Genomic DNA, 26,666 nt, shown 5'->3' with positions numbered 1-26,666 from the left:
TCAACCGGCTACCCTGCACGAAACAAAAAACGACTGAGGAAAATCGGCAGTGCAGCGCTTTCCAACCCGATGGATCCGGGGGGCTTCCCTTGTGGCGGCCCTTGGCCTGCTGGCGGCGTGCCAGCTTCCGAAATCCGGTCCCAACAAGACCGAAATCCTGGCCGGATCGGTCCAGAACGGCGGCAACGCCTTCGTGGTCGAGGTTGACGACCGCGTCGCCCGCGCCACCGCCGCAGTCCCGCAATACGGCTTCTCGCAATCCTTCCGCAGCGCCCAAAGCGTTGCATCCGATACTGTCCGGCCCGGCGACACCCTAAGCCTGACCGTTTGGGAAAACGTCGAAGACGGCCTGCTGACCTCGTCCGCAGGCGGGGCCGCAAACCTGAGCGAATTGCAGGTCGACAGCGACGGGTATATCTTCGTGCCCTATGCCGGACGCCTGCGCGCTGCGGGCAATACCCCCGAGCAGCTGCGCGCTCTGATCTCCTCCAAGCTGGAAGAGCAGACACCGGACCCACAGGTTCAGGTCAGCCGCGCGCCCGGCGATGGCTCGACGGTTTCGCTGACCGGCACCATCGGTGCGCCGGGGATCTATCCGATCGAACGGCCGACGGGCACCTTGTCGACCATGCTGGCAAGCGCGGGCGGCGTGGCCGTCGCCTCGGACATCGCACTGGTGACCGTCATCCGCGGCAATCAGCGCGGGACGATCTGGTATGACGACCTGTTCCATAAGCCCGAGACAGACATCGCCCTGCGCGGTGGTGACCGGATTCTGGTCGAACAGGACAGTCGGTCCTACATCGCGCTTGGCTCGACGGGCGGGCAATCGCGCGTGGCCTTCGAAAGCCAGGACCTCTCGGCGCTGGAAGCGCTGGCGCAGGTTGGCGGGCTGCAGTCGCTGTCCTCGGACCCGACCGGCATCTTCGTGCTGCGCAAGGAACGGCAGGACATCGCCCGCAGCGTCATGGGCCGCGCCGATCTACAGGGCGATCAGCGCATGATCTACCTGCTGAACCTGACTGCGCCCAACGGGCTTTTCGTGGCCCGCGATTTCGTCATCCGCGATGACGACACGATCTATGTGACCGAAGCCCCATACGCGCAATGGACCAAGTCCATCTCGTTGATCGCAGGGGGGCTGACGCCGATTGCGAATGTGGCAACCCTGACGGGCGGCTGACATATGCGGCCTGAAACGGAACACGATGCCGGGGGCGAACGCCCTCGGCTTTTTGTTTACAATGGCGGGTTTCTGACCCAGCGGCGGGTGCGACGCATTCTGTCGCTGGCGGGGTATGACATCCGGCTGGGCCTGCCTCAGGACGGCGATCTGATCGGCATCTGGGGCAACAGTCCCACCGCCCATCGCGGGCTGGCCATGGCCGAAAAGCGTGGCGCGCAGGTGCTGCGGGTCGAGGATGCCTTCCTGCGTTCGCTGCATCCCGGGCGCGCGGGTGAGCCTCCGCTGGGCCTGCTGCTGGACCGCGCGGGCGTCCATTTCGACCCCGAAACCCCGCCCGATCTTGAGGATCTGCTGGCCACCCACCCACTGGACGACACCGCGCTGCTAAACCGCGCGCGCGGCGCTATGGAGCGCATTCGGGAACTGCATCTAAGCAAATACTCGGCTTTCGACCTTGATCTCACACCCCCCGATCCCGGCTATGTCCTGGTGATTGACCAGACACAGGGCGATGCGTCAGTGATCGCCAGCCGCGGCGACCGCGCCCGGTTTCTCGAGATGCTATTCATCGCGCAAGAGGAAAACCCCGGCGCGCGCGTGATCATCAAAACGCATCCCGAAACCGCCGCAGGTCACCGACCCGGACACTACACCGCCGACGACCAGAACGACCGGGTTTCTATACTGGACGCTCCGGTCAGTCCCTGGGCTTTGCTGGACGGCGCGGTTGCGGTTTATACCCTGTCCTCGCAAATGGGTTTCGAAGCCATTCTCGCCGGTCACAAACCGCGCGTTTTTGGCCAGCCCTTCTATGCCGGATGGGGCCTGACGCAGGAAGAGATCCCCCTGCCCCGCCGCCTTCAACGTAACCTGACACGCGCGCAGCTTTTTGCAGCGGCCATGATCTTGTACCCGGTCTGGTACGACCCCTATCGCGATCAGTTGTGCGAGTTGGAAACCGTCCTGAACACGCTTGAGGCGCAAAGCCGCGCATGGCGGCAGGATCACAAGGGCTGGACCGCCTCGGGGATGCGCGTGTGGAAACGTCGGCATCTGCAACAGATGTTCGGGCAACATGGCAAGATGCGCTTTACCACTGAGCAGCCAGAGAACAGCCAGACACCCCACATGGCATGGGCCAGCCGGGCAGGAGATGCCGCGGATGTGGTTCGGGTCGAAGACGGGTTCCTGCGCTCACGCGGATTGGGGGCCGAGCTGGTGCCTCCGCTGTCGCTGGTGACCGATGATCTGGGTATTTACTATGATCCCACACGACCCAGTCGCCTTGAGGAATGGATCGCGGCGCGCGAAACTCTGCGCCCGGATCAGCAGCAACGGGCCGAGCAACTGGCGGCGCGGCTGCTGTCCGAGGGCCTCAGCAAATACAATACCGGCGATCCGGTAGAGCAGCTTCCCCAAGGCCATCGCATTCTGGTGCCGGGGCAGGTCGAAGACGATGCCTCGATCCGGTTGGGAACCAACACGGTTCGCACCAACCTCGACCTGCTGCGCGCCGCGCGCGAGGCCAATCCGGATGCTGTACTGATCTACAAACCCCACCCCGATGTCGAGGCCGGGCTGCGCGAGGGCCAGATCGACGCCGAGGGTCTGGCGGATGTAGTCGTAGACCACAGCGATCCGGCGATGTTGCTGACACAGGTGGACGAGCTGTGGACCATGACCTCTCTGATGGGGTTCGAGGCGTTGTTACGCGGCGTGCGGGTCACCACTCTGGGCGCGCCTTTTTACGCTGGCTGGGGGCTGACAACCGATCTGGGCGCGGTTCCGGCACGGCGGGGGGCTCGGCCCACGTTACCCGGGTTGGTTCACGCGGTCCTGATCGACTATCCGCGTTATTTTGATCCGGTCACCGGTCAACCCTGCCCGGTGGAGATCGCGGTTGACCGGCTGGCCCACGAGGGAGTCTCGGCAACAGGACCGATCAACCGAATTCTGTCGAAACTTCAGGGCGCGCTGGCCACGCACGCGCATCTATGGCGCTGAGTTTCAGCCGGCCGCGCGGGACCAGCGGTGCAGGATGTCGCCACCCAGAACACGCGTTTCAATCAGGTCGAACCGAGGCGCGGCCCCCAGCGTGTCGAGGCCCAGCGCCCCGATCGCGGGCAGGCCTTCGCCGCCTATGACCAGACCGGCGGTAAAGCCCACAAGCTCATCCACCAGATCGGCCTTCAGCAAAGACGCAGCAAGGGCCGATCCCCCCTCACAGAATACGCGGGTCAGCCCCGCCTGCCCAAGCTGTTGCAGCAAGTCAGCCGCGTCAACGTGGTGCCCCTGCAGCGTGCAGGGGATGAGGCGCGCGCCCAGCCCTTCCCACGCGCGGGCGCGTTCCGGATCGGGATGCGGACCGTGACAAAGCCAGACCGGAACCTCTGACGCGGTGCGGGCCAATTGGCCCATCAGCGGCAGGTCCAGATGGCGCGAGACCACAACGCGCGCTGGTTGTCGTGCGATACCCAGATCGCGCACGGTCAGCGACGGATCATCCGCACGGGCCGTCCCCGCCCCGACCATCACGGCGTCATGGTGCGCGCGCATGGCATGTACCGCCCGCCGCGCCTCGGGTCCGGTGATCCACTGGCTATGGCCGGTCTCTGTCGCGATCCGACCGTCGAAGCTGTTGGCGAGTTTGAGCGTTACGAAAGGGCGACCCTGTTCAGTCTTCAGGAAGAACCCCGCATGGTCTTGCTCGGCCTCATAAGCCAAAATGCCGGTCTGCACCTCGATCCCGGCGGATCGCAGCATTTCAAAGCCCTGCCCGGCCACGCGCGGGTCGCTGTCTTCGACAGCGCAGACAACACGCGCGACACCCGCGTCGATCAAAGCCTGCGCACAGGGCGGGGTCTTTCCATGATGCGCGCAGGGTTCCAGCGACACATAAGCCGTCGCCCCCTTCGAAGCCGCCCCGGCCTGTGTCAGCGCCTCGGTCTCAGCATGGGGACGTCCGCCGGGCTGGGTCCAGCCGCGCCCGACAATCCGGCCCTCGCGCACGATGATGCAGCCGACGGCAGGGTTGGGCCAGCATTGCCCCTGACCGCGCCGCCCCAAGGACAGGGCCAGCGCCATATATCGCTTATCTGTTTCGCTCACTCATCCGTCGTGGGCTGCGGCGGGCGCAACTCGTGGACGAACTCCTCGAAATCATCGGCCGCCTGGAAATTCTTGTAGACACTTGCAAAGCGAACATATGCAACCGTGTCAATCCGGGCCAGCGCCTCCATGACGATTTCACCGATTTTGTTGGACGGTATATCCGTCTCACCCATGCTTTCCAGACGCCGCACGATGCCCGAGATCATCTGGTCGATCCGGTCCGGTTCAATGGGCCGTTTCTGCATCGAAATACGGATCGAGCGTTCCAGCTTGTCGCGGTCGAAATCCTCGCGCTTTCCGTTGGTTTTGATGACCACCAGATCGCGCAGTTGCACCCGTTCATATGTGGTGAACCGGCCACCGCAAGCGGGGCAGAACCGACGTCTGCGGATCGCGACGTGATCCTCTGCCGGGCGTGAATCCTTGACCTGAGTATCGATATTTCCGCAAAACGGGCAGCGCATCCGCCGTCTCCTCGTCCCTAGTTCCGCCTCTGTTTGTAAGCACTACGGCTTACTTATCCACAACTATAGGACAGCCGCTAGGATTTGGGTAGTCGGAATTTTAGACCGCAAGATAAAGGGTCAGGCAAAATGCGCTGCAACCTTGCGCCGATGCGGAGCATTGCGGTGTTCGAACAGGTAGATGCCCTGCCAAGTGCCCAGCACCGGCTGGCCGCCCGCCACCGGTATCGACAGCGATACAGGCATCACCGCAGCCTTGATATGCGCAGGCATATCGTCCGGTCCTTCATAGGTGTGGCGCAGATAAGACATCGACGGATGATCCGAAGGCGGCACAAGCCGGTCGAAGAAAGCCTGCAAGTCCGTCTGAACCTCGGGGTCGGCGTTTTCCTGTATCAACAGCGAGCATGAAGTGTGCCGCACAAAAAGCGTCAGCAGCCCGTCCGAAAACGGCTGCACCCAGGATCGCACAGGGGCGGTGAACTCATAAAGCCCCGCCCCCTGCGTCTGAATCTTGAATTCGGTTTGCGCCACCGGTCAATCGAGAATCTGACGGCGGTTGCAGCGTCCATTCGCACCCTGCACCGACATACTCTCGCCGGGTTTGAAACCCACCGAGATACTGCCGCTCTGGGCGGTATTGGCCGGCATCTTCAGCGAGAACTGAACCGCGGTCTTACGCCCCGTCGTTACGCTTGGGCCATAGCCGCGCAGCACATAAATCCGCTGCTGCCAGCCCGCGCCCAACGTCCGACGCGCAAAATCGGCGGCGGCGCACCAATAGCCGTCAACGTCGCGTCGTGCACGTGGTATGACCTCGAACTCGGTATTGCTGATCGCCTCGGTCTGATAACCGCCGCGCCCGGCGGCAGCTATGGCCGGCGAACCAAGCACCATCAAAGCCACGAAAGTACCTGAGATAAACTGTTTCATCGTTACCATCTTCCTGTTTCCACCTGAAGTATAGTTTAGGACGACGCGTTCGTCAGAACAGTGTGCCTCACAATCATTTCAGACGACACCCCGTTTTTCGTTATCGGACAGCAGACGGGTCCACTGATACCCGTCGGTCGCAAACTAACACGAGGTGGAATGTGCCGGGGAACCCGTTGAAACGGCTTGGTGGACCGCCCGCTCAGGCTCTGACCTCATCCCCGAAGGTGCTAACCCGACAACACGCCCACTCTAGGCCCGATGACGGGGCCAGTCTTTGCAATTCCGGTCAAATACTTGCGAGACGCGGACAAACCCGGCAGCATGGGGGTAACGACCGGGGGGCTACGGCTTGGCCGACCGGATGATCAAAATGGGTTTCAGGCACGGCCATGGACGTCAATATTTCAAGAATTCAGCTGCTGTCGCGATCTCTGGACCAGCACGCCGGTTCTGACATCGTCGATCAGGTCCTGAGCGACAGCGGACTGACCCGCCCTGACATTACACCGCCCGCCACCAGCTATAGCGCCCACAAAGAGGCGCTTTTCGTCCGCCATGCCTGCGACGCGCTTGGCGATATCACCTTTGGCGCGCGGGCCGGCCTTGGGTTCACATCGTCCTCGAGCGTCACCGCCTACATCAGTAAGTATTCGCGCGATCTGAAGCAGGTGCTGGAAAATACCGCCCGGTTTCACGGCATCATTGACCCGGCGCTGGCCTTCAATCTGCGTGTGTCGGGCAATTCCGCCTCGCTGGAGGCGAACTGGAAAGACCCTGGATTTTCCCGCTATCACCGGCGGACCGAATTCCTGCTGTTCGCCGCCATCGCCCGGATGCGCGCCCTGACGCAAGTGCAACTGCACCCCATCGAGATGCGGTTTCAGCATGAGGTCGGCAGCCACGCCGATGCATTCGCCAAGATCGGTGGGTTCCCTGTCACATTCGGAACCGAGCGGCTTGAGATCATCCTGTCTCTGCCCGCGCTCGAGATCCCGGTCCCGACCTATGACCCCAGCCTGCGCGCGCATCTTCTGGAATATGGCGAGCGATTGCTGGCCGAGCATCGCTCGCCCCGGCAAAAAACCAGGGCGCAGGTCGAAGGGTTGATCACCCGGTCCATGCCGGGCGCGATCATCCAGGCCGAAACCGCCGCCGCGCAGCTGGGCCTCAGCCCCCGCACATTGGCCCGTCGGCTGGCCGATGAAGGCACAAGCTATCGTGAAATTGTCGAGGATTTACGCTGTGATCTGGCGCAGACCTTCATCAAGAACGGCATGAGCCTGGCCGAGATTTCCTATTCGCTGGGCTATTCCGATCAGGCCGGTTTCTCCACCGCCTTCAAGCGCTGGACGGGGCAGGCCCCCAGCGCGTTTCGCAAGCGCGTGGAGCACCCCCTGTCCCCGGGCTGAAGGTGGCCGGGGGTCATCAGCGTTGCCACCTCGCCCCGGCCTGTCCATGAGTGGACACCGGGGATATAGAGAGGCACCCCGCCCCGTCCTTGCGCGTTCTCGCCAATTTGAAGTGAAGTTCGGACATCGTGAGCGGATGAAAAAAGGCGCCTCGGGGTGAGGCGCCTTTGGTCTTGATGATCCGGCTTATTGATCCAGGAAAGACCGCAATTTCCGCGACCGGCTGGGGTGCTTGAGCTTGCGCAGCGCCTTCGCCTCGATCTGACGGATACGTTCGCGGGTCACGCTGAACTGCTGGCCAACTTCTTCCAGCGTATGGTCGGTGTTCATGCCGATGCCAAAGCGCATCCGCAGAACCCGCTCCTCACGCGGGGTGAGCGATGCCAGAACGCGGGTCGTGGTTTCCTTGAGGTTTTCTTGAATGGCGCTGTCCAGCGGCAGCACAGCATTCTTGTCTTCGATGAAGTCGCCCAGTTGGCTGTCTTCTTCGTCGCCGATGGGCGTTTCCAGTGAGATCGGCTCTTTGGCGATTTTCATCACCTTGCGAACCTTCTCAAGCGGCATCTGCAGCTTTTCGGCCAGTTCTTCCGGCGTTGGCTCGCGGCCGATTTCGTGCAGCATCTGGCGACCGGTCCGGACCAGCTTGTTGATCGTTTCGATCATGTGGACCGGGATACGGATCGTGCGCGCCTGATCCGCGATCGAGCGCGTGATCGCCTGACGGATCCACCAGGTCGCATAGGTCGAGAACTTATAGCCGCGGCGATATTCAAACTTGTCCACCGCCTTCATCAGGCCGATGTTACCTTCCTGAATAAGATCAAGGAATTGCAGGCCGCGGTTCGTGTACTTCTTGGCGATCGAGATCACCAGACGCAAGTTGGCCTCGACCATTTCCTTCTTGGCTTGCCGTGCCTCTTTCTCGCCCTTCTGAACCTGCTGCACAATGCGGCGGAATTCAGGGATGTCCAGGCCGACATATTGCCCGACCTGAGCCATATCGTTGCGCAGCTCTTCAACCTTCTCGGTGGAGCGTTCGATGAACATCTGCCAGCCCCGGCCAGGCTTTTCAGCCATTTCAGACAGCCAGTTCGGGTCCAACTCGCGACCACGATAGGCGTCGATAAACTCGCGCCGGTTGATGCGGGCCTGGTCAGCCAGCTTCACCATCGCACTGTCCAGCGACATGATCCGCCGGTTGATGCCATAGAGCTGGTCAATCAGAGCTTCGATCCGGTTGTTGTGCAGGTGAAGCCCGTTCACCAGTTCCACAATCTCGGCGCGCAGTTTCTGATAGGTCTCTTCGTCTTTTTCGCTGAACGTGCCGTCTTCGTTCAGGGTGGCCGAAATCCGGCTATCCTGCATTTCCGACAGCATTGCAAAATCGGTCGAGATTCGTTCCAGAGTGGTTAGAACCTGATCTTTCAGGGCAGCTTCCATCGCGGCCAGCGACATATTGGCCTGATCGTCTTCGTCATCGTCATCGTCGTTGGCGATGGGGTTGCCATCTGCATCCAACTCCGGACCCGTATCCTTTTCGGGCTTGGCCGACTGAACCGCAGACGTGTCGACGACGGGTTCTTCTACGTCGCCTTCTTCATCCATCTGGTTTCCAAAGGTGGTTTCCAGATCGATAACATCGCGCAGCAGAATGTCTTCGGACAGTAATTCGTCATGCCAGATCGTAATCGCCTGAAACGTCAGCGGGCTTTCGCACAGACCCAGAATCATCGTGTTCCGGCCGGCCTCGATCCGCTTGGCGATGGCGATCTCACCCTCACGGCTCAGCAACTCGACGCTGCCCATTTCACGTAGATACATGCGCACTGGGTCGTCTGTGCGATCCAGCTTTTCAGTCGCAGCGCCCGACAGCGCAACCTCGCGCGGGCCTTCGGTGGTGACCAGATCGGTCGAGCCTTTCTGCTCTTCCTCTTCGGCCTCTTCATCTTCGATGATGTTGATGCCCATCTCGGACAGCATCGACATTACGTCTTCAATCTGTTCCGAGCTGACCTGATCAGGCGGCAGCACCTGATTGAGCTGGTCGTAGGTGATGTAGCCTTTCTCGCGGGCCTCGGCGATCATCTTCTTGACCTGGGCCTGGCTCATGTCCAGCGAGATTTCCTGTTCCTGCTCGTCGGATTTGCGGTCTTCGTTCGTATCCTTGGCGGCCATTCAATGCTCCTGCAGGGATGGGTGATTCGTTAGGTCCGAATCATTAGCGCGTAGAAGTGATTCGGCCACCCGTTTACCTGTTTTTCTTTTCCTGTGCCTTACGAAAACACCAGTTTACCGGCGTTTCCGCTCGAAATTGATACCAGACATGATGGCCTCAAACGCGTCTTTCTCGTCGCGGTTGATTCGCGCACCATTGTCGGCGATGTCGAAAACGGCCCTGTCCTCATTCTGGCTGCGGCTTGTGCGGTTGCGCTCTTCGGCGGCTTGCGCCAGCCGGTATGTCAGCGCCTCATCGGCCAGATCAGACAACTCCTCCGCCGCTTCGGCAATCTCAGCATCCAACCCCTGGAGCGCTTTGATTTTCGCGAGTTCCTCGGCCAGCGTCATCTGAGCCTTTTCAACGTCGCCCGGTTTGTGCACACAGGGGATCACAGCGACATGGCGAAGGGCCAGCAGGTTTTCAAGGGGTTCGGGGCCCAAAGTTTGCATGATGTGGTCTTGCAGGTTTTCGGGATCGTCAATCGCATGCCGCAGGACCGCGCCGCGCAGCGCCGCGTGATCAGGATCATGGCAATCCATTTCTTCCAACTGGGTTTCGAATTGCACCACAACCTGCGGGTTTAGAATGGCAATTGCCAGAATGGCCGCCTCACGCAGTTGGATATCAGCGTTCTCGGATGAGGCCAGAAACGACGCCCGCGCGCCCGGCGTCGCTGGCTGCGCCTGCGGTTGCCACTTGCCACGCGGTTGCCATTGGCGATTAGGCGATTGTCGCTGTGGGCGAAACAATTGCCAGCGTAGGTCCTTAATTTCCTGCCCGTAGTGGGACCGGATCGAGGGATCGCGGATAAGCTTGATCTTCTCGCGCAGCGACTTGTCCAGCGCCGCCTTCCGCTCGGGGCTGTCGAAGACCTTGCCGTCGGTTTCGCGCTGCCAGAGCAGCTTGACCATCGGTATCGCGCTTTCCAGTACGGCCTGCACCGCGCCCGGGCCTTCGGCACGCAACAGGTCGTCCGGATCTTTACCTTCGGGCATCAGAGCAAAGCGCAAAGATTTGCCCGCCTCTAACAGCGGCAAAGCCAGATCAACGGCTCGCATCGCTGCGCGCAGGCCAGCCGTGTCCCCATCCAGCGCAATGATCGGCTCATCAGAAATACGCCAGAGCAGTTGCAACTGATGTTCGGTGATCGCCGTCCCCAAAGGCGCGACCGACGCACCAAACCCGGTCTCGGCCAAGGCGATCACGTCCATGTACCCCTCGGCCACGATCAAGGGCTGCCCCTTCCCCGCCGCCTGCCGCGCGGGGCCGTGGTTATAGAGGCTGCGGCCCTTATCGAACAGATCGGTCTCGGGTGAGTTCAGATATTTGGCGTTGTCATTGGGGTCCATCGCCCGACCGCCGAACGCAATACAGCGCCCGCGTGGGTCGCGGATCGGGTACATGATCCGGTTGCGGAAGGTGTCATAGGGCTTCTTGCCCTTGTTCGATGGCTTGGCCAGTCCGGCCCCGAGGATCAGGTCCTCAGCCACGTTCTTGCCGGTCAGATGATCCCACAGCGCCTGCCAGCCATCCGGGGCAAAGCCGATCTCCCATCGGTCCAGCGCCTGTGCGTCCAGACCGCGACGGGTCAGGTAATCGCGCGCCGCCGCCCCTGCCCCGGTCTTGAGTTGCAGGCGGAAGAACTGAACCGCCTGCTCCATCACCTCGGCCAGCTGCGCGCGGCGATCCTGTTTCTGCTGCGCCTTGGGATCGCGCGCGGGCATCGGCATCCCGGCCTCGCGCGCCAGAATCTCGACCGCTTCGATGAACGAGACATTCTCGGTCTCTTTCACAAAACTGATCGCGTCCCCTTTGGCGTGGCAGCCAAAGCAGTAATAGAATCCCTTTTGGTCATCGACATGGAAGGAGGCCGTCTTTTCGTGATGAAACGGGCACGGCGCCCACATATCCCCCTTGCCCTGATTGGATTTACGCTGGTCCCACATGACCTTGCGCCCAACAACCTGAGACAGGCTGAGCCGGGTGCGCAGTTCATCCAGAAATCCAGGGGGCAAAGACATGGCTCAAACCTGCCAGAAATGGAAACGCGCGCCAAGGGGAAGGCGCGCTTCTCCGGTCAGAACGGGGAATTATTGCTGCAGGCAAAGCTCCAGCCAGGCTGCGCCGAGGTCATTTTTACGCACGTCGCGCATCTTCTTCTCATAGACCCAGGGGGTAATCAACGGGACCGCGGCATTGTAGTTTTCGGGCCAGGTGGGGCCACTGTCAGCCACGGCCTGCGCCACGTCGCGTTCCTTGACCCGGTCCAGCCGCGCCTTCTGAATCGCGGCGACGACCTCGGCCTGATACTGGCAACTTTGCTCTTTGGTCTCCTGCGCGGCCAAAGGGGTGGCCAGCAGGGCCGCAAAAAGGGCGATACGCAACATGGGAGCCTCTTGGAATCGTTTCGGTCGGCGCAGCTTACCCGCGCGCGGCGACACCTTCCATCGCCCTTTTCAGATCGTGAACCAGAGTCTGCGCCATCGACCGGAACACCATGATCTGAAACGCCTCTGCCCCGACCCGCGTGACCGAGGCCGTCATATGGAACACCAGCGTCCGCGCAGTATGGCCGCGCCGGAACTGTGCGGCTCGCAGGTCAATCGGCACAAGGCGCGCCAGCACATCCTCGGCCCCTGCCCCCTGCAGACGGACCATTGCCCAGGCGTCTGACTGGTCGACCACGGCGGCATGTTTGGCCAGAGACGGGTCCGGTTCAGGCCCGATCAGAATCGCCTGCGCATGTCCGAACCACACCGCCCGCACGCCTGCCTTGCCCGTTGTGCGATTGGGTGCGGGATAGGCCATGCCATGCGCCGCCTTCATCGCTGCAGACAGCGCCTCAACCTGCCCTTTGAACGGTGCGATCGAATGGACCGAGGCCTGTTCCTCGCTCAGCGTCACGGACCCGACGGTCAACGGCAGCAGCCCGTCGCAGGGCGATTTGGCAATCAGATCAACCACGGACGCGCCCTCCTTCGGGGTCAAGGAACACAGGGTTTGTCACCTCGCACAAGGTCGTCACACCGCGCAGGTGATCGACCATTTTCACGATCTCGCCGTGCCGGTCGGGCCCATCGGCCAGAAAACCCAGCCCCAGCATCGTGCCAAGAGTCGGTGAGTAACAGACGGATGTGATGTACCCCTGATCGTTGCTGCGCACTGGTTCGACCTCTTCATTGTAAAGATGCGCGCCGGCCAGCAACTGCCTGCTTTCGCCGATGGGTTTCAGACCCACCAGACGCTCACGCCCGGGTTCTTCCAGACCGGGTCGTTCGGACATGGTTTTGCCGATACAATCTTTCTTCCGCGACACCATCCGTCCCATGCCGATGTCATACGCCGTCGTCCGCCCGTGAATTTCGGCGTGGGTGATAAAGCCTTTCTCGATCCGCAAGACGTTCAGCGCCTCCATCCCATACAGGCCTCCGCCCAACGCCTCGGCCCGTTCGGTCAGGATGTCGAACAGGCTGGCCCCATAGCGCGCGGGCACCGCGATCTCATAGGCATGCTCGCCCGAGAACGAGATGCGGAACAGACGGCCTTGCACGCCCAGCACCGAAACCGGCCCGCAGGCCATGAAGGGCCATGTACCGTCGTCGATTGGCTGATCCAGAAGGCCGTTCAGCAGTTCGCGTGATTTGGGCCCGGCCACGGCGAATTGCGCCCATTGTTCAGTGACCGAGGTGAACGCCACGTCCAGCCCGGGCTGTAGCCCCTGATGCACAAACTCGAGATGCTTCATCACATCCCCCGCCGCAGCGGTGGTGGTGGTCATCAGATAATGATCCTCGCCCAGTCGGGCCGAGGTGCCGTCATCCATTACAAACCCGTCCTCGCGCAGCATAAGCCCATAGCGGACCCGCCCCACGCCCAGGGTCGAGAACGTGTTGGTATAGACGAAATCCAGAAACACCCCCGCATTCGACCCCTGAATGTCGATCTTGCCCAGAGTCGATACATCACAGACACCCACGCTCTGCCGTACCATGTTGACCTCACGGTCGCAGGATTGCCGCCACGTGGTCTCGCCTTCACGCGGAAAATAGCTGGGGCGGTACCACAGCCCGGCTTCGATCATCGGCGCATTGCGGTCCAGCGACGAGGCGTGCGACGTGGTGAAACGCTGCGGCTTGAACCCCGCGCCTTCGGCCCCTGCGCCCAGCGCGGCAATCGCCATCGGGGAATAGGGCGGGCGGAAGGTCGTCGTACCGGTCTCTGGTATCCCTCGCCCCGTCGCATCGGCCAGAACCGCCAGCGCCGCCACGTTTGAGTTCTTGCCCTGATCGGTCGCCATGCCCTGCGTGGTATAGCGTTTCATATGCTCGACCGAGCGGAAATTCTCGGTTGCCGCCTGTTTGACGTCCTTAACCGTAACATCGTTCTGAAAATCCAGCCACGCGCGGCCCTTGCCGGGCACCGCCCAAAGGGGCGCGATCTCGTAGGGCGCATCCTCGGCCTCAGGCATCGCCGTCGTCGGCGCCTTCATCCCCAGCTCGGCCAGCGCCGCCTCGGCTGCCGCGACCCCTTCGCGCAGACAGGCGGCGGTCGAGAACGTCCCGTTGCACGCCCCTGCCGCTGTCATGCCCGGCACCGCGCCCGGGCTGGGCACAAAGGCCTCGATATCACGCCGCCATGTGGGGCGGCCATTCATGTGGCAGGTCAGATGCACCGAGGGATTCCAGCCGCCGGTCATCGCCAGACAATCGGTCTGAAGCCGCTCTTCGCCACTGGCGCGGCGCACGGTGATCGCCTCAAGCCCCTTGCGGCCCGAACTGCCGCAGACCTGCGCGCCTCGCAGCACCTGATAGTCGCCCGACCCGGGCGCGTCATGACGGCTGTCGATCACGGCGGTCACATGCACGCCCGCCTCAAGCAGATCGCGCGCGGTGCGGTGAATATCATCGGTATTGCCGAAGATCGTCACGCTCCGCCCCGGGCTGACACCCCAGCGGTTCAGATAGGCTCGCACCGCGCCCGCGGTCATGATCCCCGGCCGGTCGTTGTCGCGGAACGCAACCGGACGCTCCAGCGCGCCCGCGGCCAGCACCGCGCGCTTCGCCACGATCCGCCAATACGTCTCGAGCGGAGCCCCCCTCGGACGGCGGTCCGTGTGATGCAGCACCCGCTCCAGCGCCGCATAAGTGCCTTGATCATAAGCCCCGGTGACTGTGGTTCGGGTCATCAGGCGCACATTGTCCATGCTGCTGAGTTCGGCCAGAACCTCATCGCTCCAGACATGACCCGGTTGGCCATCAACCTCATAGGTCTCGGCCAGCAAACGCCCACCCATCCGTGGGTTCTCATCCGCCAGAATGACATCCGCCCCGGCGCGCGCCGCGACTAAGGCTGCCATCAGCCCCGCAGGCCCGGCCCCGATCACCAGCAGATCGCAGAACGCATAGGCGCTTTCATACTTGTCCGTATTGTCCTGCCCCGACAGCGCCCCCAACCCGGCGGCATGGCGGATCACGGGTTCATACAGTTTCTCCCAAAAACTGCGGGGCCACATGAACGTCTTGTAATAGAAACCCGCCCCAAGAAACGGCGACGCCAGATCGTTGATCGCCATGGCATCGAACCCGAGGCTCGGCCACCGGTTCTGGCTGCGCGCCTGCAGCCCCGGATAGATCTCCTGCATGGTGGCGCGCACATTGGGCTCTTGCGTCGCGCCCTCACCCACCGTGACCAGTGCATTGGGTTCTTCGCTTCCTGCGGTCAGCACCCCGCGCGGGCGGTGATACTTGAACGACCGCCCCATCAGCCGCACATCATTGGCAAGCAAAGCCGAGGCCAGCGTGTCCCCCCGAAAGCCCTCATACCGGACGCCATCAAAGATAAACGGCACCACGTCGGACCGGTCGATCAACCCCTTGCCCGCGACCCTCATGCCTTCACCCCGGACGCCGGAACGACCCCAAGCATCTCGTGCGTTACCGTATCCCGCGTGATCACGATCCATGCGCCACAGCCGCCTTCGTGATACCAAAGCTCGCGTGTTGCGCCCGCGGGGTTATCCCGCAAATAGACAAAGTCATCCCAAGCCTCGCTCCCGGCATCAGGCGCAGGCCGGTCCAGATCAACCGCTGCACCACGATAGTAGAACTCGCGCCGATCTCGTTCGCCGCAATGCGGACAGTTGATCCTCATACCCGCGCCCCCAACTTCATCTTTCTACAAATACTCAAATCCAACATCGCCACACTCAATGCAGGTTGTGCTGAGAGCCCTTGCCCTCTTCATCAATGATCCCCCGCCCGGTGCGGAAGCGATCCAGCCGGAACCCGGTGGCGTTCTCGTGATAGCGATCCGTCGCAATCAGATGCGCAAACACGTTGCCCGAGCCCGGCACCGCCTTGAACCCCCCATAGTTCCAGCCGCAATTCAAATAGAGCCCGTCGATATCCGTCCGGTCGATGATCGGAGAGCCATCCGGCGACATATCCATAATCCCGCCCCAGGATCGCAGCACCCGCGCCTTGCCGATCATCGGCATCAGGGCGACCCCGGCCTCCATCACACTTTCAACGGTCGGCAGGTTCCCCCGCGCCGCGTAAGAGGCGTAAAAGTCCAGATCGCCCCCGAACACCAATCCGCCCTTATCCGATTGACTGACATAAAAATGCCCCATCCCGAAGGTGACCACATGGTCAAGGCACGGCTTCAGCCCCTCGGTGACGAAGGCCTGCAGCGCGTGGCTCTCGATCGGCAACCGCATCCCCGCCATCGCGGCCACCTGACCCGAGCGACCTGCTGCGACCATCGCCACCTTCTTCGCCCGGATCACCCCGCGCGAGGTCTGCACGCCGCGCACGGCACCGTTCTCGATATCGATACCCGTGACTTCGCAATTCTGGATCAGGTCCACGCCGCGCTGATCCGCTCCGCGAGCGTACCCCCACGCTACCGCGTCATGCCGCGCCGTCCCTCCACGCGGATGATACAACCCGCCATATAAGGGAAACCGCAGGTCGTCATAGTTCAGATAGGGTAACATCCCCCGCAACTGATCGCGATCCAGCAGGATCGCATCGTCGCCCTGACTGATCATCATGTTGCCCCGCCGCGCCGCCGCATCCCGCTGCCCGTCGGAGTGGAACAGATTGATGATCCCCCGCTGCGAATGCATGACGTTATAGTTCAGGTCCTGTTCCAACCCTTCCCACAGCTTCAGCGAGTGCGAATAAAACTCGGAATTGCCCTGCAGAAAGTAGTTGGCCCGCACAATGGTCGTGTTGCGCCCGACATTGCCGCCACCGATGTAACCCTTTTCCAGAACGGCGACATTGGTCAGGCCATGTTCCTTGGCCAGATAATACGCGGTGCTCAGCCCATGCCCGCCGCCGCCGATGATGACGATGTCATATTCGGGCTTCGGCTGCGGATCGCGCCAATGGGGCGTCCATCCTCTGTTGCCGGTCAGCCCCTCTTTCAGGACGCGCAAGCCGGAAAACCGCATTCAGACCTCCCTGCGGATATGTCGGCATCAAACCAACTTGCACCAGCACTAGCAACGCCCGACCCGCGCGCCGCCTCTGTTTTCGACAAGAACTTGTCTGCGGGCGACCAATCCCGAAACCGCAGCGACACCTCCGGCAAACGAAAACGGCCAGCCCGTAGGCTGGCCGTTTCCCAATTTGGACGGTCCGCGCCTACAGCCCTTTGGCGCGATAGCTTTTCGAAACCCGATCAATGGCGACGATATAGGCCGCCGTGCGCAGATCATCGACATCGGCCCGGTCATGCCAGACCTCGCTCATCGACTGATAGGCGATCCGCATCGTGTCATCGAGGCCCGAACGCACCAACTCAAGCTCATCTGCACCCTTGAGGTACTTGGCCTTGAAGTCCGGCGACATCGACCAGGCATCGCCCAGATAGCGATCCAGCCGCTCAAGCTCGCTGACGATCAGCTCATGCCGCGCCTCTTCCTGACGGCGCTGCATCCGGCCAAAGCGGATATGGCTCAGGTTCTTGACCCATTCGAAATAAGACACCGTCACACCGCCCGCGTTGGCGTACATATCCGGAATGATCACTGTGCCCTTCTTGCGCAGGATCTCATCCGCCCCCGCCGTGACCGGTCCGTTCGCCGCCTCGATGATCAGCGGCGCCTTGATCCGGTCGGCATTGGACAGGTTGATGACCCCTTCCAGCGCCGCCGGGATCAGGATGTCGCAATCTGATTCCAGTACCGCGCCACCTTCGGCCGAATGTGTCGCATCGGGATAGTCTTTCACGCCGCCATGCTTGACGATCCATTGGCGCACCGCCTCGACATCAATGCCATCGGGATTGAACAGCGCCCCGTCCCATTCGATAACGCCGATGATGCGTGACCCGTCCTCCTCGCTGAGGAACTTGGCCGCGTGATACCCCACGTTGCCCAGCCCCTGCACGACGACGCGCTTGCCGTCCAGCGTTCCGGTCATGCCAGCCTTCTTGATGTCAGCTGGATTGCGGAAGAACTCGCGCAGCGCATATTGGATCCCGCGCCCGGTCGCCTCGACCCGGCCTGCGATACCACCGGCGTTCAGCGGTTTGCCTGTCACACAGGCGCGCGCATTGATGTCGGTGGTGTTCATCCGCGCATATTGGTCGGCCATCCAGGCCATCTCGCGCTCGCCGGTTCCCATATCGGGGGCCGGGACGTTCTGAGACGGGTTGATCAGGTCCCGCTTGGCCAGCTCATAGGCGAACCGGCGGGTGATCTGTTCCATCTCGTGTTCTTCGTATTTACGTGGGTCAATGCACAACCCACCCTTCGAGCCCCCGAACGGAGCCTCGACCAGCGCGCACTTATAGGTCATCAGCGCGGCCAGCGCCTCAACCTCATCCTGGTTCACCGCCAGCGCATAGCGGATACCGCCTTTCACTGGTTCCATATGCTCGGAATGGACCGAGCGATATCCGGTAAAGGTATGAATCTGCCCTCGCAGGCGCACACCGAACCGCACGGTATAGGTCGCGTTGCAAACCCTGATCTTCTCTTCAAGGCCAGGCGGCAGGTCCATCAGGGACGCCGCCCTGTTGAACATCAGATCAACGCTTTCGCGAAAGCTGGGTTCTTTAATGGCGGCCATAGAATCCTCCGTGCCGATAGCTGACGAACATCTTGACGATTTGTCGCACCACTGGCCGTCAGCCGCAATCACCAACTGCATATTTTTTGATCATTTCGTGAACCGCACCATTTCGCGGGCCAGGTGAGTCGCCTTCGCCTCACAGGCGCGTGATTGTCCCGTCAGCCGAAACAAACGCAGCCAAAACGCCGGGAATAAAGCCGAAATTCACTGAAAACGAGCAGCATAGTGACCGCCACGCCCAAATCTCGCCACGTTCGGCATCTAAATTATTAAAGTTGCGAAGAACTGGCATCAGTGCGTCTGGCCGACAGAGGAACCCGTTATGCGCAAGTTTGATTTGGAATTCAGGTTATGTATCCCGTTGCAGGGCAAGGCTTTGCGACAGCGTTTGGTTACATTCTCGGCCTCTGAGAGCGGCGTGATGACCATTTTGACACTGTTCCTGATCTTAATCATCTTTACAGTCGGTGGGCTTGCACTGGATGTGATGCGCCACGACCGCGAGAGGTTGAAACTACAAAGCGCGCTCGACAGGGCCGTCTTGGCCGCAGCTGACCTCGATCAAGACCTTTGCCCCCGCGCCGTCATCAACGATTATCTCAGCAAGGAAGGTCTGGAAAAATACGTTTCCGACAAGGATATCATTGTCGAGCCTGACACCTGCGGCTCACAGAACGCCATCTTGGCCGGCAAACGCCGCGTCGCAGCCAGCGCTGAAATGGATATCGAAATGCACTTCATGCAATGGAGTGGCATCGAGACAATCAAGACTGTCGCAACCAGCGTCGCGGAAGAGTCGATCGGCAACGTCGAAATCTCGTTAGTTTTGGACGTTTCGGGTTCAATGGCGGGCACCAAGCTCACCAACCTGAAAAAAGCAGCGAACGATTTTATCGACGAAATCACGAGAAAGTCCGAAGATGGCAAGGTCTCGATCTCGATTGTTCCTTATTCGGAGCAAGTTTCGATCCCCGATTTCTTAATGACCGAATTGAACACGACCGGTGCTAACCAGTTTGCCAACTGTCTGGACTTTTCCGGCAGCGATTTTTCCACAACCAGCTTTACGGCTTTCGATTGGATCGATGCCGAAACAGGAAACCCCGTGTCGGGTGCCGCCGTGCCGCAAACGCTTTATTTTACTAACTCCGGCAACGCAGACTATCGCAGCAGCGATGGCTTCGTGAACAGCTATACCTGCCTCGCCAACAATCAGGCTCTGCCAAGCAGCTATACTTATGATGCGGGCATCCGTGAGATCACGATCATGCAGAAAGATGCAGAGACGTTGAAGCGTCAGATCAACGGTATGAACGCATATGGCTGGACTTCGATCGACGTGGGTTTGAAGTGGGGTCTCGCGCTTTTGGACGAGAGCTTTCAACCGTTGACGTCCAGATTAGTTAGCGGCAGCCATGTCCCTGCCGTGTTTGATGATCGCCCAGCTCAAAACGTAGGCTCGGACACTTTGAAGGTTGTCGTACTAATGACCGACGGTGCCAACACTGAGCAGCACAAAGTAAACCCGCCCTATCATGACGGCCCCTCAGGTATCTGGTGGAATGAATCTGAACAAGTGTATTCGTTCTTTGACGAAGACCAGGGGAACTTTGTCTGGCCTGATGTTCCCCGTGCGGAATGGGATGGTAGCAAAGGCTGGTATTGGGTTAGATCATCCCGGCAGGACCATGCATATGGAACTGGCACATACACGCAAACACGTTGCGAAAGTTATTCGAGCGGAACCTGTTACGACCTACGCCCTGACGACACGCGTGACGCCACAGAAGGTGATGGGGCTGATGAACTCTCTTGGCCCGAGATGTGGGAGCGTACAACGAAATTCAGAATCTATCGGCTGCTCAGGAACTCGTTGGGCTCGAGCTATGCATACAATTGGTATTACGCCGCCTCTGAAATTCTCAACCAGCCGGACAAAGACCCGCGCGTCGAAGCCCTGTGCAAGGAAGCCGACGATCAAGGCGTAATCATGTTCTCAATTGCTTTCGAAGCGCCGGCCGAGGTGAAGCCGCTGCTTCGGAATTGCGCCACAGCAGATGGTGCGTATTACGAAGCGACCGGTGAAAAGATCGTTGACGTCTTTGCATCCATCGGCTCGACCATCCAAAATCTAAGGCTGACACAATGATCAGACGGCTCGTATCAAGGCTCCGGCATTTTCGTCGGAATGAAAGCGGCAACGCGACCGTCGAACTCCTGTTCTGGTTCCCATTCTTCATGGTGCTCACCTACTCCGGTGTCGACATGGCCATTCTAGCGTTCAATCACGCAAACCTCGAGCGCGGGCTGGATGAGACCATCCGAGACGTTCGCCTGAATAATATTGCCAAATACGATCCCACGCCGGGTGCGACCTGGGATCACGACATGCTCAAGAAAATTGTCTGCGACAAAGCGTTGTACCTTCCCAATTGCAACGACAGCATCGCGCTTGAGATGAAGTCTATTGACCCGAGGGGCGGCGAGGGTTTGAATCCCAAGCCATTTTGTGTCGATACCCCGGAAGAAATTCGAAAACCTGAGGATCAAGTCTTCGAACCAGGCGCTTCGAACGAATTGATGATCATTCGAGCGTGCATCGAAGTCAGCCCCATCTGGATATCGACGATGCTCGGGAGTGTTGCATCCCGTCGGCCTGACGGGCAATACGAACTTCACGCAACCACGGTGTTTGTTCATGAACCGGTTTAACAGTCTGACACATAAGTCTCTCGCTCGCTTCTTTCCGGGCTTTTTCCGCAGGGAAGATGGCTTGATTACCGTCGAGGCCGTATTGGTACTTCCGATGCTGTTTTTGTCGATGTGGTTGTCTTTCAATTTTTACGAGAGTTACCGGCAGAGTGGGCGCAACATCAAAGCCGCCTATGCCTTGGCCGACATCGTCTCGCGTGAGCGCAACGCAATAGACGCGACCTATGTCGATACCTTGTACGACCTGATGGGAACAATCGTCTCAGAACGCTCTGATTTAGCGATGCGGATCACATACCTTCAGTACAACAAGAAAGATGGTGACGAGACCGGAAGTCATGAGGTCTATTGGTCGTGTGAACGCGGCAGCATGAAGCTCGGAAAATGGACCAATGGCAATGTTTCTCAGCTCAAAAAAGCTTTGCCGGAGATGCCGAACAAGGGCAGGATGATCATCGTCGAAACACGCAATACCTTTCGCCGCCCCTACAACATCAGCATTGGAAGCGCCGAACTGCCGATGGACAATTTTGTTTTCACCCACCCCAGAGTTTTTGACCAAATTGTAAACACCGACCCCAGCTGTCAGGTCTAACTAACCACGTTCTGCCAGCATCACCGATAGCGCCTCGGACATGAACTTGGCCTCGGTGGCGGCCGTCATGCCGCCGATGCCGATGCGGCGGCCCAGGCGCCACCAGAGGCCTGGTGCCCATGCGATCTCGGCAGGGGTTCGGGTTTTGATCAGAAAGCCGTTTGAGGGCTTGAAGGCAAAGGTGCCTCGGTCGACCGCTTCGATCTCATCCACGTGACATATCACCTGCCCCGATCCGGTGCGCAGCTCGGATTGGGTCAACTCGATCGTATCTGCGGTCGCAGTCCACATGCGGTGGGATAGCCAGAACGAGGCCGCTCCGATCAGCAACAAAAACACGTGCCAGCCCAGCTGTGGCGGACTGGCAAGCGCGACATAGATCACCAGCGCTCCGACCGTGGTCAGCATCCCTACCCCGGTCCAGCGGCGCGGGGCCGAGGCCGCGACCGTGGCCAGCACGTCTTGTTGCATAAGTTTCTCCTGCTTGCCTGCCTGCTTTAGCCGCTTTGATACGCAAAGGACAGGGCCACGTCACGGGTCTGAGCGCCCCTGCACAGAACGCGTGTGTTTGCGCGAATTGATCGCACGCGCGCCCGGCTTAGATTGCAGCCAGTTACGATGGAGGCTTCGATGTCGCTCAGACCCACTTTGGAAACCCGCAAAGCCGTGCCGACGATGGAGGGCGCGGGTGTCAAACTGCACCGGGCCTTTGGGTTTCAGGACCCGTCGGAGCTGGACCCGTTCTTGCTGTTTGACGATTTTCGAAACGAACACCCGCAGGATTACATGGCCGGTTTCCCATGGCATCCACATCGCGGGATCGAGACGATTACCTATGTTCTGTCGGGGACGGTCGATCACAGCGACTCGCTGGGCAACAGCGGGACGCTGGGGGCGGGTGATGTGCAATGGATGACTGCGGGATCTGGCATTCTGCATCAGGAGATGCCGAAAGGCACCGCCAGCGGTCAAATGCATGGGTTCCAACTGTGGGGCAACCTGCCCTCAGACCAGAAGATGACTGCGCCGCGCTATCAGGATGTGCAAAGCCGCGATATCCCCGAGATCACCGATGATGACGGCACCACCGTGCGCGTGATTGTGGGTGAGTTCTGGGGACGCAGAGGTCCCGTCGACGGAATCGCGGCCGATCCCCAATATCTGGACATAAGCGTCCCGGCGGGTGTGAAAAAGACCTTTCGCATCGACACGTATCGCCGCGCCTTTGCCTATGTGTTCGACGGTCAGGCCGCCTTTGCCGATGCCTCGCAACCCACAGGCGTTCTGCTGGAAAAAGAGGTCGCGGGGCATGAGATCAATATCCGCGATATGTCCGGCGACCGGACGCTGATCCGCTTCGGCTCGGGTGATGAAGTGACGGTTCAGGCCGGGCCTGAGGGGGTGCGGTTTCTGCTGATCTCGGGTGCTCCGATCAATGAGCCGGTCGCCTGGCACGGACCAATTGTGATGAACATGCAGGCCGAGTTGCAACAGGCCTTTCGGGAATTGCGCAATGGGACGTTCATCCGCCCGGCCCATTAGGGTCAGGCGGATACGGCCTTGCGCACCATGTCCCAATAGACCTGTTCGACCTCATCCAGAGACAGCCGTCCGCCGCTGCGATACCACGTGATCACGCCGTTCAGCATAGCGATGACGGCAAGGGTGGCGATCTTGGTGTCGGCCACCGCAAACCGCCCGGTCTCGTGGCCACGGCGTAAAATACTCTCAAGCGAGTCCTCGTACTGCCCGCGCAAGGCCTCAATCTCGGCGAAGTTTTCCGGCGTCAGGTTGCGCAGTTCCATATAGGCGATAAAGACCTCATCCGGGCGTTCCAAATGAAAGCGGATGTGAAAGCCCACAAACTGGCGCAGTGCGTCCTGCGGATCTTCGCGGCATGGCAGATCGTCATACGCGGCTGACAGGTCCTGCATGTGCACGCGCATCAGATCGTAAAGCAGGCTTTGCTTGTCGGGCGTGTAGTTATACAGCGCACCGGCCTGCACCCCAACCTCTCCGGCGATCTGGCGCATCGACACGGCGGCATAGCCGTGACGGGCAAACAACCCCAATGCTGCCTTGCGGATGCGGGGGCCGGTGATATCCGAGTGTGAGCCTTGAGTACGCGCCATGGGTTCACCGTATCTGAACATTTGTTCAGATAGAAGCCCGCTTGAACCGATCCGGCAAAAGGTGCATCACAGGACCCATGCCGCAACCCAAAGGATGGCCATGAAACCCCTGCCGCTGATCGCTCTGCTGCTCGCCATCGCTGGCTGCGCCGATATCCCCGAGCTTGAGGGCAGCGAATCCAAGGCGTTGCGCAAGGCCGCTTACCCGAAACTGCTACCGCTGGATGCCACGCTTGGCCCGCCCATCGATCCGGTCAGCGAGGCCGCAGAGGTCGAAGAAGACCTGACCGCCCGCAGCGAAGCGCTGGCAAAACGGGCCGAGGCGCTGCAGAACGCCGAGATAAACTAGCGCTTGATGCTCAGACGGATTGCACCCCTGCCCTGAACCCGCTAAGGCAGCCCGCAAAGGATCGCCCGCCACCGGCGGAATTTCGAGCGGAAAGGACCCATGGGGATGACACAGGCGCTGCGGCTTGGAATTGCCGGTTTGGGAACCGTGGGCATTGGGGTGGTCAAGATCGTCCGCCGCCATGCGGAACTGCTGCAGGCCCGTACCGGGCGGCCCATCGAAATCACCGCAGTCTCGGCCCGTGATGCTGGCAAGGATCGCGGCGTGAACCTGTCGGATTACGCGTGGGAGACCGACCCGGTTGCCTTGGCCAAGCGCGACGATATCGACGTCTATGTCGAGTTGATGGGGGGCGAAAACGGCCCCGCCAAGGCCTCGGTCGAGGCGGCGCTGGCCAGCGGTAGGGATGTGGTCACCGCCAACAAGGCGCTGCTGGCGATCCACGGGCAGGAACTGGCCGAAAAGGCCGAGGCCGCCGGTCGCGTGATCCGGTTCGAGGCCGCTGTTGCCGGCGGCATCCCGGTCATCAAATCTCTGACCGAGGGGCTAGCGGGTAACGAGATCACCCGCGTCATGGGCGTGATGAACGGCACCTGCAATTACATCCTGACCCGGATGCAGTCGCAGGAACTGGGCTATAACGCATTGTTCGAGGAATGTGCCCAACTTGGGTATCTCGAAGCGGATCCCAATCTGGACGTGGGCGGCATTGATGCGGCGCATAAGCTGGCGCTGCTGTCGTCAATTGCCTTTGGCACCAAGCCGAACTTCGACGGGATCGAGATTGAGGGCATTCAGCAGATCAGTCTGGATGACATCCATCAGGCCGATGACATGGGCTATCGGATCAAGCTGCTCGGCGTGGCACAACGCACCGCGCGCGGTCTGGTTCAGCGCATGCAGCCCTGTCTGGTGCCTAGCGACTCGCCTTTGGGGCAGTTGGAAGGCGGCACGAATATGGTGGTGCTGGATGGCGACTCGATCGAGCAGATTGTTCTGCGCGGCCCCGGTGCGGGTGAAGGTCCGACCGCCAGTGCCGTAATGGGCGATGTCTGCGATCTGGCGCGTGGACTGCACATCCCGACCTTCGGACGCCCTGCCACATCATTGCAAGAGGCGACGCCCGCCGTCACCGGCCTGCCTGCACCCTATTATCTGCGTCTGGGCCTGCTGGACAAGCCCGGCGCGCTGGCCAAGGTCGCCGCCATTCTGGGCGATGCCGGTGTTTCGATCGACCGGATGCGCCAGTATGCCCATGCCGAAAGCACCGCGCCGGTTCTGATCGTCACCCACAAGACCACGCGCGCCACGCTGGACGTCGCGCTTGAGGGCCTGCGCGAGACCGATGTCATTGCGGGCGAACCAGTTGCCCTGCGGATTGAAGAGGTTTGAGCTTGCGGCCTGCATGAAACGCAAGCTATGCCGGATGAAACGGCTTTATTGACCTGAGGATAAGAACAAATGAGTGCTGCCAAGATCGATTTTAACGACCGCCTGCTGTCGCTAGGGCTGGCAAGGGTTGCAGAACAGGCCGCACTGGCCTCGGCCTCTCTGGTTGGGCGGGGCGATGAAAAGGCAGCTGATCAGGCTGCCGTGAACGCCATGCGCGAACAGCTGAACCTGCTGGACATCGCGGGCGTTGTGGTCATCGGTGAAGGCGAGCGTGACGAAGCACCGATGCTGTATATCGGAGAAGAAGTCGGCACTGGTAACGGCCCCGGCGTGGACATCGCGCTGGACCCGCTGGAAGGCACCACCCTGACCGCCAAGGACATGCCCAACGCGCTGACCGTGATTGCCATGGGCCCGCGCGGCTCGATGCTGCATGCGCCGGATGTCTACATGGACAAGCTGGCCGTTGGGCCGGGTTACCCCGAGAACGTCGTCGATCTGGGCATGACCCCGCGCGAACGAGTTGAGGCGCTGGCCAAGGCCAAAGGGTGCGAGCCTGCCGATATCACCGTCTGCATTCTGGAACGTCCGCGCCACGAGGCGATGATCGCCGAGGTGCGCGAGACCGGTGCCTCGATCCGTTTGATTACCGATGGCGACGTGGCCGGTGTCATGCACTGCGCCGAAAGCGAAGTGACCGGCATCGATATGTATATGGGTCAGGGCGGTGCGCCTGAGGGCGTGCTGGCGGCTGCGGCACTGAAATGCATGGGTGGCCAGATTTTTGGTCGGCTGTTGTTCCGCAATGACGACGAGCGCGGCCGCGCCGCCAAGGCGGGCATCACCGATCTGGACCGCGTTTACGCGCGAGATGAGATGGTGACCGCGGATGTGATCTTTGCTGCCACTGGCGTGACCGGAGGCTCTCTGCTGCCGCGCATTAAACGCGAGCCGGGCTGGGTCGAGACGACGACGCTGCTGATGCGGTCCAAGACGGGCTCGGTCCGGCGCATGTCCTACCGCACGCCCATGTGGTCGCATACTGACGCATAGCGGCTTGCGCCGCTGCCTTCGGC

Annotated in this window: 24 protein-coding genes; 10 read left to right on the top strand and 14 right to left on the bottom strand. The window is 60.8% G+C overall.

Translation table 11 applies throughout. The annotated features are described in order from the left end of the window. Positions 1 to 49 precede the first annotated feature (49 nt). Together ACR0J1_RS00540 and ACR0J1_RS00535 are read left to right on the top strand one after the other, a co-directional pair. On the top strand, positions 50 to 1,183 hold the full coding sequence (locus ACR0J1_RS00540; RefSeq protein ID WP_480730249.1) for a polysaccharide biosynthesis/export family protein: 1,134 nt from the start codon (positions 50 to 52) through the stop codon (positions 1,181 to 1,183). 3 nt (positions 1,184 to 1,186) lie between these two features. Then, positions 1,187 to 3,190, top strand: a complete 2,004-nt coding sequence (locus ACR0J1_RS00535) for a capsular polysaccharide biosynthesis protein (RefSeq protein WP_480730250.1) — start codon at positions 1,187 to 1,189, stop codon at positions 3,188 to 3,190. Positions 3,191 to 3,193: 3 nt separating this feature from the next. On the opposite strand, the gene ribD is transcribed toward ACR0J1_RS00535, so the two are convergent. From ribD to ACR0J1_RS00515, 4 genes are all read right to left on the bottom strand, one after another. Beyond that, positions 3,194 to 4,294: a bifunctional diaminohydroxyphosphoribosylaminopyrimidine deaminase/5-amino-6-(5-phosphoribosylamino)uracil reductase RibD gene (gene ribD, locus ACR0J1_RS00530; RefSeq protein ID WP_480730252.1), complete on the bottom strand. Its 1,101-nt coding sequence runs from the start codon at positions 4,292 to 4,294 to the stop codon at positions 3,194 to 3,196. After that, positions 4,291 to 4,761, bottom strand: coding sequence for a transcriptional regulator NrdR (gene nrdR / locus ACR0J1_RS00525; protein WP_480469369.1), 471 nt, complete (start codon positions 4,759 to 4,761; stop codon positions 4,291 to 4,293). Before nrdR ends, ribD begins: the two co-directional genes overlap by 4 nt. Before the next feature lie 120 nt (positions 4,762 to 4,881). After that, positions 4,882 to 5,295, bottom strand: coding sequence for a secondary thiamine-phosphate synthase enzyme YjbQ (locus tag ACR0J1_RS00520; protein ID WP_480730253.1), 414 nt, complete (start codon positions 5,293 to 5,295; stop codon positions 4,882 to 4,884). Between the two features lie 3 nt (positions 5,296 to 5,298). Continuing rightward, complete coding sequence (locus tag ACR0J1_RS00515) at positions 5,299 to 5,694, bottom strand: hypothetical protein (protein WP_480730255.1); 396 nt, start codon at positions 5,692 to 5,694, stop codon at positions 5,299 to 5,301. Between the two features lie 392 nt (positions 5,695 to 6,086). On the opposite strand from ACR0J1_RS00515, the gene ACR0J1_RS00510 reads away from it, so the two are divergent. Then, the gene (locus ACR0J1_RS00510) at positions 6,087 to 7,106 is read left to right on the top strand and encodes a helix-turn-helix domain-containing protein (RefSeq protein WP_480730256.1); all 1,020 of its coding nucleotides are present in this window, start codon (positions 6,087 to 6,089) and stop codon (positions 7,104 to 7,106) included. 186 nt (positions 7,107 to 7,292) lie between these two features. On the opposite strand, the gene rpoD is transcribed toward ACR0J1_RS00510, so the two are convergent. The 8 genes from rpoD to ACR0J1_RS00470 form a co-directional block, all read right to left on the bottom strand. Further along, a complete protein-coding gene (gene rpoD, locus ACR0J1_RS00505) occupies positions 7,293 to 9,281 on the bottom strand; it encodes an RNA polymerase sigma factor RpoD (RefSeq protein ID WP_480730258.1) in 1,989 nt (662 codons plus the stop codon). A 114-nt stretch (positions 9,282 to 9,395) separates the two neighbouring features. Further along, positions 9,396 to 11,345 (bottom strand): DNA primase, encoded by a 1,950-nt coding sequence (dnaG, locus tag ACR0J1_RS00500; protein WP_480730260.1) that lies wholly within the window; start codon positions 11,343 to 11,345, stop codon positions 9,396 to 9,398. A gap of 69 nt (positions 11,346 to 11,414) precedes the next feature. After that, positions 11,415 to 11,711, bottom strand: a complete 297-nt coding sequence (locus ACR0J1_RS00495; protein ID WP_480730262.1) for a hypothetical protein — start codon at positions 11,709 to 11,711, stop codon at positions 11,415 to 11,417. Between the two features lie 34 nt (positions 11,712 to 11,745). Further along, positions 11,746 to 12,288, bottom strand: a complete 543-nt coding sequence (locus tag ACR0J1_RS00490; protein ID WP_480730263.1) for a sarcosine oxidase subunit gamma — start codon at positions 12,286 to 12,288, stop codon at positions 11,746 to 11,748. Next, positions 12,281 to 15,214 carry a sarcosine oxidase subunit alpha family protein gene (locus ACR0J1_RS00485; protein ID WP_480730264.1) on the bottom strand — a complete coding sequence of 978 codons (2,934 nt, stop codon included), beginning with the start codon at positions 15,212 to 15,214 and terminating at the stop codon, positions 12,281 to 12,283. The genes ACR0J1_RS00490 and ACR0J1_RS00485 overlap by 8 nt, the downstream gene beginning before the upstream one ends. Further along, complete coding sequence (locus tag ACR0J1_RS00480; protein WP_480730266.1) at positions 15,211 to 15,474, bottom strand: sarcosine oxidase subunit delta; 264 nt, start codon at positions 15,472 to 15,474, stop codon at positions 15,211 to 15,213. Before ACR0J1_RS00480 ends, ACR0J1_RS00485 begins: the two co-directional genes overlap by 4 nt. Before the next feature lie 55 nt (positions 15,475 to 15,529). Next, the gene (locus tag ACR0J1_RS00475; protein WP_480730267.1) at positions 15,530 to 16,783 is read right to left on the bottom strand and encodes a sarcosine oxidase subunit beta family protein; all 1,254 of its coding nucleotides are present in this window, start codon (positions 16,781 to 16,783) and stop codon (positions 15,530 to 15,532) included. Positions 16,784 to 16,976: 193 nt separating this feature from the next. Beyond that, positions 16,977 to 18,407 (bottom strand): Glu/Leu/Phe/Val family dehydrogenase, encoded by a 1,431-nt coding sequence (locus ACR0J1_RS00470; RefSeq protein ID WP_480730269.1) that lies wholly within the window; start codon positions 18,405 to 18,407, stop codon positions 16,977 to 16,979. A gap of 325 nt (positions 18,408 to 18,732) precedes the next feature. Between ACR0J1_RS00470 and ACR0J1_RS00465 the strand changes: the two genes are divergently transcribed. The 3 genes from ACR0J1_RS00465 to ACR0J1_RS00455 are packed head-to-tail and all read left to right on the top strand — an operon-like array spanning position 18,733 to position 21,717. Beyond that, entirely contained in the window at positions 18,733 to 20,559 is a 1,827-nt protein-coding gene (locus ACR0J1_RS00465) for a Tad domain-containing protein (RefSeq protein WP_480730271.1), read from the top strand. Next, positions 20,556 to 21,122 (top strand): TadE/TadG family type IV pilus assembly protein, encoded by a 567-nt coding sequence (locus ACR0J1_RS00460; protein ID WP_480730272.1) that lies wholly within the window; start codon positions 20,556 to 20,558, stop codon positions 21,120 to 21,122. The genes ACR0J1_RS00465 and ACR0J1_RS00460 overlap by 4 nt, the downstream gene beginning before the upstream one ends. After that, a complete protein-coding gene (locus ACR0J1_RS00455; protein ID WP_480730274.1) occupies positions 21,109 to 21,717 on the top strand; it encodes a TadE/TadG family type IV pilus assembly protein in 609 nt (202 codons plus the stop codon). The genes ACR0J1_RS00460 and ACR0J1_RS00455 overlap by 14 nt, the downstream gene beginning before the upstream one ends. Here ACR0J1_RS00455 and ACR0J1_RS00450 read toward each other — a convergent pair whose 3' ends face one another. After that, positions 21,718 to 22,188 carry a hypothetical protein gene (locus ACR0J1_RS00450; protein WP_480730275.1) on the bottom strand — a complete coding sequence of 157 codons (471 nt, stop codon included), beginning with the start codon at positions 22,186 to 22,188 and terminating at the stop codon, positions 21,718 to 21,720. Positions 22,189 to 22,347: 159 nt separating this feature from the next. Between ACR0J1_RS00450 and ACR0J1_RS00445 the strand changes: the two genes are divergently transcribed. After that, complete coding sequence (locus ACR0J1_RS00445) at positions 22,348 to 23,259, top strand: pirin family protein (RefSeq protein ID WP_480730277.1); 912 nt, start codon at positions 22,348 to 22,350, stop codon at positions 23,257 to 23,259. Between the two features lie 2 nt (positions 23,260 to 23,261). Here the strand turns inward: ACR0J1_RS00445 and ACR0J1_RS00440 are convergent, their stop codons facing one another. After that, entirely contained in the window at positions 23,262 to 23,849 is a 588-nt protein-coding gene (locus ACR0J1_RS00440) for a TetR/AcrR family transcriptional regulator (protein WP_480730278.1), read from the bottom strand. Between the two features lie 100 nt (positions 23,850 to 23,949). Here ACR0J1_RS00440 and ACR0J1_RS00435 point away from each other — a divergent pair, with 100 nt between their 5' ends. The 3 genes from ACR0J1_RS00435 to glpX all read left to right on the top strand — a co-directional run bounded on the left by ACR0J1_RS00435 (position 23,950) and on the right by glpX (position 26,643). Beyond that, on the top strand, positions 23,950 to 24,198 hold the full coding sequence (locus ACR0J1_RS00435) for a hypothetical protein (protein ID WP_480730280.1): 249 nt from the start codon (positions 23,950 to 23,952) through the stop codon (positions 24,196 to 24,198). Positions 24,199 to 24,303: 105 nt separating this feature from the next. Further along, complete coding sequence (locus ACR0J1_RS00430) at positions 24,304 to 25,590, top strand: homoserine dehydrogenase (protein WP_480730282.1); 1,287 nt, start codon at positions 24,304 to 24,306, stop codon at positions 25,588 to 25,590. Between the two features lie 69 nt (positions 25,591 to 25,659). After that, positions 25,660 to 26,643 carry a class II fructose-bisphosphatase gene (glpX, locus tag ACR0J1_RS00425; protein WP_480730284.1) on the top strand — a complete coding sequence of 328 codons (984 nt, stop codon included), beginning with the start codon at positions 25,660 to 25,662 and terminating at the stop codon, positions 26,641 to 26,643. Positions 26,644 to 26,666: the final 23 nt, after the last annotated feature.

Source organism: Ruegeria sp. CJ3, assembly GCF_056536725.1.
The sequence above is the reverse complement of the archived record's forward strand: the minus strand, read 5'-3'. Positions and strand labels throughout refer to the sequence as shown.